Below are 12,682 nucleotides of genomic sequence, written 5' to 3' on the forward strand. Positions count from 1 at the left end.
CTAATACCTCGGCTTTCTCTCTCTAATTTCTTCTACGAATTGTTTATAATTCTTATAACGATATTCTGTAATTTTCCCCTCTTCAACCGCAGCCTTCACAGCACATTTCGGTTCAGAAAGATGTGTACACCCTCTAAATTTACAGTATTGGCTCGCTTCTTTCAACTCTGGAAAGCAATATGTAAGATCTTCTACCTCTATATCTATGAAATCGAGTGAACTAAAACCAGGTGTATCTGCAACTAGTCCGCTTCCAATCGCAATTAATTCTACGTGTCTTGTCGTATGTTTTCCGCGTCCTAAATGTGAGGAAATATCATTCGTTTTCAGTTCTAATTCTGGACGTAAGACGTTAAGCATAGAAGATTTCCCAACACCAGATTGTCCCGCAACGACGGAAACACAACCTTCTAAGAATGGTTTTAAAATATCAATACTTTCCGATGTATTTATAGAAGTAAATAATACATCATATCCCATCTCACGATAGTCATTTGCATAAGCTTCAACAGTCTCTCTCATTTTTTCATCCACTAAATCCATCTTACTAATGCAAATAATCGGCTTAATGTTATGATATTCAATTAGCACCAAAAATCGATCTAACAGTCCCGGATTAAAATCTGGTTCTACTGCAGAAAAAACGAGAATTGCCTGATCAACATTAGCAATAGGAGGCCTAACAAGTTCATTTTTTCGATCAAATACTTCAAGCACGTATCCTTCACTTGGATTATCAGCCTGAAAGACAACTTGGTCTCCTACCAGTGGTGTAATTTTATTTTTTCTAAACACACCACGTCCGCGACATTGTGTAATCCCTTCTTCATGCTGCACATAATAAAATCCACTTAGAGCTTTTACAATTTTTCCTTCTGGCATATAATTCTCCTTTATTCTGTATAAAGTGAAGCTGTAATTCATATTGAATGGATTATTATTCTTTAAATAAAGATTTCAAAACCCGTCATATATATAAGTTAATATATTTAATCTACCATCAAATTTAAAATATTATTTATAACAGTATCACTTTTATAACTTTTTGAATCATATATTTTTGCCTGTTATACAGTCCACTATGTGTAGACAGCATAACAGGCAGGAGTAATACATTCCATTCTCTCTAGAAAGAAAGTGGAATGTATTATTATTGTGTTGGATATGGTACTTCTTTGTCAATAATCGTTACACCATCTCTTACAATTTTATAGCGTCCTTTTGTATCTTCTTGAATTACAAATTCTAATGAAATAGTTGCCGACTCTGAAATTGTTCTAGTTTCAATTGGTCTATCCATTTTTTGTTGCATATCTTCTTTATAAATTTCTATTGTTTGCGGTTTTTTCTCACCTATTATAGAAGACTCATACGGAATAGAAATATTATCCACTTTCACGGTTTTCGTTACTTTCGGCTTAGGGCCCTCTGAGATGATAATCGTCACTTTATCCCCTTCTTTTAACGGCGTTCCCGGTTTTGGAGATTGCGAAATTACAAGTCCTTTATCAACAGTATCGGAATACTCTCGTTTTATATCTGGAGTTAGTTTTCTCTCATTCAAATAACCAGTTACACTATTTTCAGTCCACCTTGAAAAATCACCCGGTCTAATTTGATAAGGGCCTTTACTTACCCAGATTTTCAGTTCTTGCTCGGCCTCTACCACCATTTGGTCAGACGTCGGAATTTGCTCTACAATTGCACCTTTCGGCCTATCATCTTCAATATAATATACTGTAACTTGTTTATATTTCTCTTCTAACTCTGTTCTTATACTCTCTAAATCTTTTCCTGTGAAATCAATCATCTTACTTTTCTTTTTCCCACCTGATTGATAGATAGTAATTTTAGAGTTTTCTTTCACGACTCTACCTGCTACAGGATCTGTTTTTATAACGTCACCGGTTTCAACATCATCTGTATATACAATATTAGGTTCCGTAACTTCAAAACCCTTTTCAACTAATGTATTTACTGCTGTCGTATATTTCATACCAGCCACATCAGGTACTTTTACATCTTTTGGAATAAAGAATCCTGGAATAACAGTAAGCGCTAACGTTATTCCAATCGCTAACAGTAAAAATGTTGTAATTAAAATTTTGAGCCATTTATTACTTCGTTTTTTCTTCTTACTTAAATCCGTTTCTTCTTTTCTTATCTGTTCATCCACTTTACTTCCTTTTAAAACAATTGTTTCATCAGTAACATTTTCGAATAATTGTTCTTGTTGAATAATCGGAATCGCTTTTGTCGCTTCCATATCTTCCGGTATGTAAAATGGCTGCTCATTTATCCTCTCTGGATATAGCGCAGTTTCAATATCTCGTTTCATCGCATTGGCAGATTGATATCGATGAAATGGATCTTTCGCAGTTGCCTTTAATATAATATTTTCGACACTTTGAGGAATATTTTCATTCCATCTTTTTGGAGATGGAATTTCACTTTGTAAATGTTTTAAAGCTATAGCAACAGCAGATTCGCCAGAAAAAGGTTGTCTTCCTGTTAACAACTCAAACATAACGATCCCTAGGGAATAAATATCTGATTGTTTATTTGCTATCCCACCGCGTGCTTGTTCTGGTGATAAATAATGCACCGAACCGAGTACTGAATTTGTATGTGTAATTGTTGTTGCACTTGTAGCTGTCGCAATTCCAAAATCTGTTACTTTTATTACTCCATCAGCTCGAATTAAAATATTGTGCGGTTTAATATCACGGTGCACAATTTCAAAATGATGGGCGTGTGCCATGGCGGATGTTAACTGCTCCATTATGTCAAGAGCTTCTCCAATAGGTAACATCCCTCGCTCAATTATGTATTGCTTCAATGTTTGTCCTGGTACATACTCCATTACAAGATAATATATACCATCCTCTTCTCCGACATCATACATATTCACAATATTTGGATGCGACAACGTTGTAACAGACTGCGCTTCTCGATGGAAACGTTTAATAAACTCTTCGTTATTTGAATAGTCGAGTCTTAATATTTTCACCGCTACATCCCGGCCCAGTATATCATCATGAGCTAAATACACATTGGCCATTCCACCGCCACCAATCATTTTCAGCAGCTTATAACGGTCATTTAAGCGTTTTCCAATCAGCACGTTGCACTTCACCTACTTTCGTTTGTCGAACCCGCATAATCAATCAGAACAAGGGTGATATTATCTTCCCCGCCACGATCATTCGCCAATTGAATGAGACGTTGTCCCTTAGTTTCTAGCTGTTCATTTAACTGTAAAATTTGTTGCATATCAGCAATAGAAACTTTGTTAGATAATCCATCAGAGCAAAGAAGTAGCTGATCATCTTCCTCTAGCACCAATGTTTTAACATCTAATCCAACTCTCTCTTCTGTTCCTAATGCCCTTAATAAAACATTCTTTTTCGGGTGATATTCTGCGTCTTCTTTTGAAATTTCACCATGTCTCACAAGTTCATTTACAAGTGAGTGATCTTCCGTTACAAGCGAGATTTCTCCCTCTGATACCATATAACAACGACTATCCCCTATATGACCTATTGTCACAAAGCTCGGCGTACAAATTGCTATTATAAGTGTTGTTCCCATACCATTACATTCTACATGTTGCTTAGAGTACTCATATATACGCTCATTAATTATCCCAACACTAGTATGTAACCACTCTTCTACTTTTTTTGGCTCATTCATATTATGCGTTTGCTTCCAATAATCATGGAATAATTGAATGGTCATCGAGCTCGCTACATCACCAGCTCGATGACCTCCCATTCCATCTGCTACTACCGCTAAAATATTTCCATCTAAATTGTGAAAAACTCCTGCACTATCTTCATTATGTTGACGAACTTTTCCTTTATCTGATAGAAACACGGCTTTCATCTCGTCACCTCGTCTCTTCTTTGCGCTCCTTCGCACGCAACTGACCGCAGGCTGCATCAATATCATGACCTTGTTCACGGCGAATCGTTACATTTACTCCACGATCTTTCAACGTTTTTTCAAATAAGAAAATTTGTTCACGTGGCGTACGTACATAATCACGTTCAGGTACGTAGTTTACCGGAATTAAGTTCACATGACATTTTACACCTTTTAAGAGCGCAGCAAGTTCTTCAGCGTGCTCAACTTGGTCATTTTCTCCTCCAAATAGTCCATATTCAAAAGTAATACGACGCCCTGTTCTATTTACATAGTATTTAATAGCTTCCATTAAATCAGGTAGCTTATAAGCACGGTTAATCGGCATTAATTTTGAACGTAATTCTGAGTTTGGAGCATGCAGTGAAATCGCAAAATTAATTTGTAAGTCTTCTTCAGCGAACTTATAAATTTTTGGAATGATTCCACTTGTCGAAACTGTCATATGTCTCGCGCCAATATGAAGTCCTTTTTCATGGTTAATGATGCGTAAGAATCCCATTAAATTATCGTAGTTATCAAATGGTTCTCCAATTCCCATAACGACAAGAGAACTTACACGTTCTTCTGATTCATCAAGTGCACGTTGCACTTCTACTACTTGCGCTACAATTTCTCCAGCTTCTAAGTTTCGCTTTAAACCACCAAGCGTTGAAGCACAGAACGTACAACCAATACGACAACCTACTTGTGTTGTTACACAAATGGAATTTCCATATTCATGTCGCATTAATACCGTTTCAATAGAATATCCATCATATAATTGGAATAAGAATTTAATTGTTCCATCCGAAGACGTTTGTTTTACTAACGTATTTAAAGTAGTAATATCAAAGGAATTCGACAATTTTTCACGCAATCCTTTAGAAAGGTTTGACATATCCTCATAATTTTTTACACGTTTTTTATATAACCAATCAAAAATTTGTCCAGCACGGAACTTTGGTTCTCCTTGCTCCTTTAACCAATCTTGCATTTCATGAAGTTGTAAAGAGTAAATTGATGGTTTTTTCGTTTCTAAGTTTTTCTTTTGTTTTCTCACAGTCGTTTCCACGATGCTACACCTTCTTCCTTAAACAAGCAATATAAAAGCCATCTGTTGCAAAATAATGCGGTAAAATTTGTACTTGACCTTCATCCATATACGGACTTAGCTTTTCTGGCATACGCTCTTTTATCGTAGTATCCCACTCAAACTCCGGATGCTCTTGTAAAAATCGTTCTATTACTTGTTCATTTTCTATTTTCTCAATTGTGCACGTACTATAAACAAGGCGACCACCTTGTTTTAATAACGGTGCGATTTTTTCTAGTATTGCAAATTGGATCATCGATAATCTTTCACTATCGCCTTTATCTTTACCTAACTTAATATCAGGCTTACGTCTAATTACACCAAATCCAGAACATGGGGCATCTACTAATATTTTATCAAATGTTTCATTTGCAAAGTGTTCTTGCACTTTTCTAGCATCTAATGCCTTAGTTTCGACATTTTCTAGACCAAGTCGCTCTGCTTGTTGTTTAATTAAGCGTACTTTGTGTGCATGTAAATCAAGGGACATGACTTGACCAGTTCCTTTTAATCGCTCTGCAATATGCGTTGTTTTTCCGCCTGGAGCAGCACAACTATCAAGAATTACATCTCCCTCATCTGGTTCTAGAGCGCGTGCTACCAGCATAGAACTTTCATCTTGAATAGAAAGAAAACCTTTTTTAAACGCATCTGTGTGCGCTACATTTCCTTTTTCAATTTGAATTGCATCATCTGATAAATCGCCACGCTTCGCTTCTATACCTTCACTAGCCAATAATGTAATTGCTTCTTCTACTGTTATTTTATCAACATTTACACGCGCTGTTGGTACAGGCGGTAACATGTTCACTTCACACATTTTCTCAGCAGTTTCTAAACCATATTCAGCAGTCCACTCTTGAACAAGCCAAACTGGATGACTTGTTGCAATTGCCAAACGTTCTACTGGATCTTTGATTTCATCTACAGAAGGTACACCTTCTCTTTGAATCGAACGTAATACACCGTTTACCATACCAGCAATGCCTTTATGTCCGCGACGCTTTGCAATCTCAACCGCTTCATGAATAGCCGCTCTTTCGGGCACTCGGTCTAAATAAATCATTTGATATAAAGATAAGCGAAGTAATACTCTTACCCATGCTTCAACTTTCTTTTTTAAAAAAGGCTGTAAATAATAATCTAATGTGTCACGACGTTGGATTGTTCCATATACAATTTCAGTTAATAAACCAATATCTTTTCTATCAATTGTACTTTTTTCAATTAGATTATTTAAAAGTAAGTTACTGTATGCACCACTTTTTTCTACTTGAATTAAACCATCAAGAGCTAATTCACGAACATTTTGTCTCATGCATTTTCTCCTAACTTCGTTCCAATTTCAGGTTTTGTGCCACGTAAAAATTGCGAACAACTCATACGCTTTTTACCAGAAGGTTGCAATTCAGTAATTTTAACACCCGTTTCATTACCAGTTGCTACAACGAAACCATCTTCTTCAATCGCAACAATCGTACCCGCTTCAGCTGATTTCGTTACAGGTACTTTTTCTCCCCACCATACTTTAACAACTTGTCCTGCTAAAGTTGTATAAGCAACTGGCCATGGATTCAATCCGCGAATGTGATTGTATACTTCTTCACCTGTTTTTGTCCAATCAATTTTCTCTTGTTCACGTTTTATATTATATGCAAACGTTACTTCTTCCTCGTTTTGTTTAATTGGTTCTAACTTACCTTGAATTAGTAAAGGTACTGTTTTAGATAGAAGATGTGCCCCTGCTTCACTTAACTTATCAAATAACGAACCTGTCGTTTCACGCTCTTCAATTTCCACTTCTACTTGCGTTAAGATATCACCAGCATCCAATTTTTCTACCATATACATAATTGTAATACCTGTTTTTTCTTTCCCTTCCATAATTGCATAATGGATTGGTGCGCCACCACGAAGTTCAGGAAGTAAAGAAGCGTGGACGTTAATACAACCATACTTCGGTGCTTCTAAAATTTCATTTGGTACAATTTGACCGAACGCAGCTGTTACAATTAAATCTGGCTCTAATGCCAATACTTTTTCATATTCGTCTTTTTCACGAATTCTTAACGGCTGTAAGACCGGGATACCATGCTTTTCTGCTTCCACTTTGACAGGTGTAGGTGTTAATACTTTTTTTCTACCTACCGGACGATCTGGTTGCGTCACAACACCTATTACATCATAGCCATCTTCAATAAGACGACGAAGCACCGGCACTGAAAAGTCCGGTGTTCCCATAAATACTACTTTTATCATTTAAAAACCGCTCCTTTTAATACCTATTCTAATTCGTTTTCCTCATAATATCTTGTCACTTTCGATGTAAATAACACACCGTGTAAATGATCGATTTCATGTTGAATTGCACGCGCTAAAAACCCTTCTGCTTCTAGTAAAAATACTTTGCCTCTGCGATTTTGTGCACGTACTTTAATATAATCCGCACGTTCTACTTCACCATAAAGTCCCGGGAAGCTTAAACAGCCTTCGGGACCTACTTGTTCACCACGTTTTTCTAGTATCGATGGATTGATTAACTCGATTTTCCCCGTATCATCACCGATATCAACTACCGCCACTTGCAAGCTTACCCCTACTTGAGGCGCAGCTAAACCGACTCCGTCCGCAATTAACATTGTTTCATGCATATCTTTCAACAATTTCACTAACTTTTTATCAAAGTTAATTACTCTTTCACAAGGTGTTTCTAACACTTCATTTGGATGCTTTACTATTTCTAAAACTGCCATATTTCCCTCCGCTACATTAACATTGTTGGATTAAAATCAATTGAGATTTGTAGCTCTTTTTGCATTTCTGCTTGATAATGTTCATTTACCATTTTGAGCACGTTCTTTAAGTTTGGTTCCCGTTTGTATTTTATCATGCATTGATAACGATATCTATCTTTTATCCTTGGAATTGCTGAAGCAACCGGTCCTAACACCATTGTTTGCTCTGTGCAGTGCGATCGTAAATGACCGACAATTTTTTCCGTCACTTGTACTGCCTTCAATAATTCCGGATGAGATACCGTCACAAGTACAACATAGTAATAAGGTGGATATTGTCTCGTTCGTCTCATTTGCATTTCTTGGTCAAAAAACACATCGTATTGTTGGTTCTTTGCTAACTCTATACTGTAATGTTCTGGTGTATACGTTTGAATTATGACTTCCCCTGGCAATTCATGTCGGCCTGCTCGTCCACTTACTTGCGTCAATAACTGATAAGTCTTCTCACTCGCCCTAAAATCAGGTAAATGAAGCATCGTATCAGCAGTTAAAACCCCAACAAGCGTTACTTTCGGAAAATCTAACCCTTTCGCAATCATTTGTGTTCCAAGTAATATATCTGCTTTTTCTTCCCCGAACGCCTTTAATAATTTCTCATGCATCCCTTTACGACTCGTCGTATCTACATCCATTCGAATGACTTGTGCCTCTGGAAATAGTTTTGTAATTTCTTCTTCTACCTTTTGCGTACCCGTACCAAAGAAACGAATGTATGTACTTTGACAAGCAGGACACGCAGTCGGCATATTTTCTTCGTAACTGCAATAATGGCATTTTAAACGATGGTTCATTTTATGATATGTTAGTGAGATATCACAATGCGGACATTGTACAACGTACCCGCAATCACGGCACATAACAAATGTAGAATGCCCCCTTCTATTTAAAAAGAGCACCATTTGTTCTTTCTTTTCTAATCGATCTGCTATTTTTTCATGCAGTGCCTTTGAAAACATGGAGCGATTCCCGTCACGAAGTTCTTCACGCATATCAACAATCTCTACTGTCGGTAAAGCTTGTTCGTTCATACGTTTTTCCATCGTCAGTAATTCATACACACCTTTTTTCGCTCTTGCAAATGATTCAAGCGTCGGTGTTGCACTACCAAGAACGATAGGACATTTATGATATTGTCCCCTCCACACAGCTACATCCCTTGCATGATACCTCGGATTATCTTCTTGCTTATAACTCGATTCATGTTCCTCATCAATAATAATAATCCCTAAATTTTCAAAAGGAGCAAATACAGCTGAACGTGCACCAACTACAACTTTCACTTCTTTTCTTAAAATCTTACGCCATTCATCATATTTTTCTCCAACAGACAGCGCACTATGAAGAACCGCAACTTGTGAGCCAAATCTACCTTTAAAACGATCTACCATCTGAGGCGTTAGTGCAATTTCAGGAACAAGTACAATAGCTTCTTTTCCTTTCTCGAGCACCGCTGCTATAGATTGTAAATATACTTCTGTTTTTCCGCTTCCTGTAACACCATATAGTAAAAATGGATTGTAAGTTTCATTTGTAATTGATGATAAAATCGGTGTAATAACTTGCTTTTGTTCCTCAGTAAGTGGGAATGGTTTCGTTTGTTCAAAATCGTCATCGTCATACGGATTCCGATATACTTCCACATACTTTTCTGAGAGTAGCCCCTTTTTAACAAGTGCTTTAATCGGAGCATCTGTTATTTGCAACTCTTCTGTTATTACTTTCAACGGCACACTTTTATAATTTTCCACAAAATAATAGAGGACATCTTGTTGTTTTTTACTTTTCAGTTCAAATGCTGCCAATTCTAATTTATCTTCTGGCAACTCCGGTTGAACAACTCTTTGTTTCTTCTTTTGTACTTTATCTTTTACTTGATAAACGACTTCAATCGTGCCATGTTTAATTTCTTGTTGAATCGTGCGGTATAGATGTGGCTGTGTCTCAATCGCTTCCCAATCTATCGCTTCTTTGTCCTGAAATAAAAATAGTAGTTCAGGTGCTACTTCTTCTTGTTTGCGAAGCTGTAGACGTTTTTTATATGTTGCTTTTATGGCCGTCGGGAGCATAACTTGAAATGCTGAAATCATATAACATAACGTTTCACTTGTAAGCCAATATCCGAGCTTTAACAATTCTTCATTTAATACAGGTGTTACATCTAATATTTCATGGATTGTCTTTAACTTCTTACTTTCTACTTCAACCGAATCTTTGATCCCAATAATAAAACCTTGCAATTTCCTTGGACCAAACGGAACTACTACACGCATGCCCGTCTGAACAATATCTTCCCATTTTTTAGGGATAATATAATCAAATGGTCGATCTGTCTGACGTGCTGGTACATCAACAATTACACTTGCAAATTTCATAGACGATCATCTTCTAACATCATCTCAATTTGCTTTAATATTTCACGAGCAACCTCTTTCTTCGTTAAAAGTGGCAACTCTATAACTTCTCCATCTTTTCTATACATTGTTACAATGTTTGTATCTGTACCAAATCCAGCTCCTTGCGCCTTTACGTCGTTCGCAACAATCATATTCGCATTTTTCTCACGTAATTTTTTCGTTGCATATTCCTCTACGTTTGTCGTTTCAGCCGCAAAACCGATAAGTAACTGTTTATCTTTCTTCTCACCTAACGTTTTTAAAATATCTACTGTTCTCTCGAGTTCAATTACAGCATCGCCATTTTTCTTTTTCATTTTATTATCATGTACATATTTCGGACGATAATCTGCAACTGCTGCTGTTTTAATGACAACATCTACGTTTTGATAATGTTGAATGACTGCCTCTAACATATCTTGTGCAGATTCCACTTGCACTGTAGTTACATGTAATGGTGGATTTAATGCTGTCGGTCCAGAAACGAGTATGACTTCAGCGCCTAAGTTCGCTGCCACTTCCGCAATCGCATATCCCATTTTTCCAGAAGAAAAATTAGTCATAAAACGGACTGGGTCAATCTTTTCACGAGTTGGACCAGCAGTTATTAATATCCTTTTTCCTTGCAATGGTTTTTGTTCTGAAAAAACCTCTTCTAACCGTGCAATAATCGCTTCAGGTTCTTCTAATCTTCCCTTCGCTACATAACCACACGCTAAAAAACCTTCTCCAGGCTCAATAAATGTATATCCTAACGTTTTTAACGTCATCATATTTTTTTGAACAATTTTATTTTCATACATATGCACATTCATAGCAGGTGCAATCCACACTGGGGCTGTAGTAGCTAACAAAGTAGTTGTAATCATATCATCTGCAATGCCGTTAGCTAGCTTTCCAATACAATTGGCTGTAGCAGGTGCAACAAGTACAACATCTGCCCAATCTGCTAAATCGATATGAGCAATAACAGCTGAATCTTTCTCATCGAATGTATCCGTATATACATCATGGCGAGAAAGTGCCTGGAATGTAAGAGGTGTAACAAACTTCATTGCCGACTCACTCATCATTACTTTTACAATAGCACCAGCTTGTGTCAATTTACTCGTTAACGCAGCCGCTTTAAAGACCGCAATGCCTCCTGTTACACATAAAAGTATCTTTTTCCCTTTTAGCATATGGCTCGTCCTCTTTCTTTTTCAAACTTATAATACTGAAACAAGATTATCAGCTCATCAGTATCAATATTTCTTCCCTACCGTAAAAAAATAACAACCTACTTGTAAATAGGTTGTTACCGTTACATAGAAAATTATAAAGTCTATGTTTTAAATTGTCGAAGACAAAGTCTTATTCAGTTACTTTATCTTCACTTGGTACGTAGCTTAACGCTTCCATATCGATTTCTTCTAATGCTTTACCTACACATTTATGAGAAACTGGTTTTTCTACAACACAGTTATTAGCAAGTTGCATTTCGCGCGCACGTTTTGCAGCCACTGTTACAAGTGTATATTTAGAATCGATTTTTGTTAATAATGAATCAATTGATGGATTTAACATAATTATAGACCCTCCGTCATTTCTTTATAATATTTTGCTACTCTTTCGCGGCGGCAATGTTCGCCAACCACAATTGCTTTAATTCTTTCACAAGCTAGTTCAACTTGGTCGTTTTCTACAACGTAGTCGTAAGCGTCCATCATATCAATTTCTTCTTTCGCTACCGTTAAACGATTTTCAATAACATCTTCAGTTTCTGTACCACGACCGACAATTCGGTTCTTTAGTTCAGATAAACTTGGAGGTGCTAAGAAAATAAATACACCTTCTGGGAAAGCTTTCTTAACTTGAATTGCTCCTTGCACTTCAATTTCTAAGAATACATCTTTTCCTTCTTGCAATGTTTTTTCAACATAGTCAATTGGTGTTCCGTAATAATTACCTACGAACTCAGCCCACTCAAGTAATTTTTCATTACGAATCATTTCTTCAAATTCTTCTCTCTCTTTAAAGAAATAATCCACACCATCCACTTCACCTTCACGTGGCTTACGTGTCGTTACTGAAATGGAGTACTGAAAACGTGTATCCTCATGACTAAACAGCTCTTTTCGAACCGTTCCTTTCCCAACACCAGAAGGTCCTGAAAGAACGATGAGCAATCCTCTTCTACTTCTCATAAATATGTAAAACCTACCCTTCCTCACTTAAATCTTCTTTATTATTCAAACGATGTGCAATCGTCTCTGGCTGAATTGGACTTAATACAACATGCCCATCATCCATAACAATAACCGCCCTTGTTTTTCTCCCATACGTAGCATCAAGCAAAGCATTATGTTCACGTGCTTCCTGTACTGTTCGTTTAATAGGAGCTGACTCCGGACTTACAATAGCAATAATTCGATGAGCAGATACAATATTTCCGTATCCAATATTTAAAAACCGCATGGCCATAGTTTGCGCCTCCTAGTAAGTCTATCCGA

General features: G+C 36.9%; 12 protein-coding genes. All 12 read right to left on the reverse strand.

All coding sequences use genetic code 11. The annotated features are described in order from the left end of the window. Entirely contained in the window at nt 1-882 is an 882-nt protein-coding gene (gene rsgA, locus ACVWY7_RS10050) for a ribosome small subunit-dependent GTPase A (RefSeq protein ID WP_001113935.1), read from the reverse strand. Nucleotides 883-1,150: 268 nt separating this feature from the next. Next, entirely contained in the window at nt 1,151-3,124 is a 1,974-nt protein-coding gene (gene prkC / locus ACVWY7_RS10055) for a serine/threonine protein kinase PrkC (RefSeq protein WP_000904759.1), read from the reverse strand. An 8-nt stretch (nt 3,125-3,132) separates the two neighbouring features. Beyond that, entirely contained in the window at nt 3,133-3,885 is a 753-nt protein-coding gene (locus ACVWY7_RS10060; protein WP_000648699.1) for a Stp1/IreP family PP2C-type Ser/Thr phosphatase, read from the reverse strand. Between the two features lie 4 nt (nt 3,886-3,889). Continuing rightward, on the reverse strand, nt 3,890-4,978 hold the full coding sequence (gene rlmN / locus ACVWY7_RS10065) for a 23S rRNA (adenine(2503)-C(2))-methyltransferase RlmN (RefSeq protein WP_000450543.1): 1,089 nt from the start codon (nt 4,976-4,978) through the stop codon (nt 3,890-3,892). A 4-nt stretch (nt 4,979-4,982) separates the two neighbouring features. After that, entirely contained in the window at nt 4,983-6,317 is a 1,335-nt protein-coding gene (gene rsmB / locus ACVWY7_RS10070; RefSeq protein ID WP_001249680.1) for a 16S rRNA (cytosine(967)-C(5))-methyltransferase RsmB, read from the reverse strand. After that, the gene (gene fmt / locus ACVWY7_RS10075; RefSeq protein ID WP_000598790.1) at nt 6,314-7,258 is read right to left on the reverse strand and encodes a methionyl-tRNA formyltransferase; all 945 of its coding nucleotides are present in this window, start codon (nt 7,256-7,258) and stop codon (nt 6,314-6,316) included. The genes rsmB and fmt overlap by 4 nt, the downstream gene beginning before the upstream one ends. 23 nt (nt 7,259-7,281) lie before the next feature. Beyond that, entirely contained in the window at nt 7,282-7,752 is a 471-nt protein-coding gene (gene def, locus ACVWY7_RS10080) for a peptide deformylase (protein WP_000279468.1), read from the reverse strand. Nucleotides 7,753-7,763: 11 nt separating this feature from the next. Then, nucleotides 7,764-10,169: a primosomal protein N' gene (gene priA / locus ACVWY7_RS10085; protein ID WP_456523769.1), complete on the reverse strand. Its 2,406-nt coding sequence runs from the start codon at nt 10,167-10,169 to the stop codon at nt 7,764-7,766. Continuing rightward, on the reverse strand, nt 10,166-11,371 hold the full coding sequence (gene coaBC, locus ACVWY7_RS10090) for a bifunctional phosphopantothenoylcysteine decarboxylase/phosphopantothenate--cysteine ligase CoaBC (RefSeq protein ID WP_456523770.1): 1,206 nt from the start codon (nt 11,369-11,371) through the stop codon (nt 10,166-10,168). Before coaBC ends, priA begins: the two co-directional genes overlap by 4 nt. Nucleotides 11,372-11,543: 172 nt before the next feature. Then, the gene (gene rpoZ, locus ACVWY7_RS10095) at nt 11,544-11,756 is read right to left on the reverse strand and encodes a DNA-directed RNA polymerase subunit omega (protein WP_000933970.1); all 213 of its coding nucleotides are present in this window, start codon (nt 11,754-11,756) and stop codon (nt 11,544-11,546) included. 2 nt (nt 11,757-11,758) lie between these two features. Then, the gene (gene gmk, locus ACVWY7_RS10100; RefSeq protein ID WP_001257738.1) at nt 11,759-12,376 is read right to left on the reverse strand and encodes a guanylate kinase; all 618 of its coding nucleotides are present in this window, start codon (nt 12,374-12,376) and stop codon (nt 11,759-11,761) included. Nucleotides 12,377-12,389: 13 nt separating this feature from the next. Then, on the reverse strand, nt 12,390-12,653 hold the full coding sequence (gene remA / locus ACVWY7_RS10105; protein WP_001251456.1) for an extracellular matrix/biofilm regulator RemA: 264 nt from the start codon (nt 12,651-12,653) through the stop codon (nt 12,390-12,392). Nucleotides 12,654-12,682 lie beyond the last annotated feature (29 nt).

This window comes from Bacillus sp. TE9106W (assembly GCF_054062215.1).

Bases quoted from the DNA above. Each gene is read 5' to 3' on its own strand.
- rsgA (WP_001113935.1), bottom strand. From the start codon at position 882: ATGCCAGAAGGAAAAATTGTAAAAGCTCTAAGTGGATTTTATTATGTG.
- ACVWY7_RS10060 (WP_000648699.1), bottom strand. From the start codon at position 3,885: ATGAAAGCCGTGTTTCTATCAGATAAAGGAAAAGTTCGTCAACATAAT.
- rsmB (WP_001249680.1), bottom strand. From the start codon at position 6,317: ATGAGACAAAATGTTCGTGAATTAGCTCTTGATGGTTTAATTCAAGTA.
- fmt (WP_000598790.1), bottom strand. From the start codon at position 7,258: ATGATAAAAGTAGTATTTATGGGAACACCGGACTTTTCAGTGCCGGTG.
- def (WP_000279468.1), bottom strand. From the start codon at position 7,752: ATGGCAGTTTTAGAAATAGTAAAGCATCCAAATGAAGTGTTAGAAACA.
- priA (WP_456523769.1), bottom strand. From the start codon at position 10,169: ATGAAATTTGCAAGTGTAATTGTTGATGTACCAGCACGTCAGACAGAT.
- coaBC (WP_456523770.1), bottom strand. From the start codon at position 11,371: ATGCTAAAAGGGAAAAAGATACTTTTATGTGTAACAGGAGGCATTGCG.
- rpoZ (WP_000933970.1), bottom strand. From the start codon at position 11,756: ATGTTAAATCCATCAATTGATTCATTATTAACAAAAATCGATTCTAAA.
- gmk (WP_001257738.1), bottom strand. From the start codon at position 12,376: ATGAGAAGTAGAAGAGGATTGCTCATCGTTCTTTCAGGACCTTCTGGT.
- remA (WP_001251456.1), bottom strand. From the start codon at position 12,653: ATGGCCATGCGGTTTTTAAATATTGGATACGGAAATATTGTATCTGCT.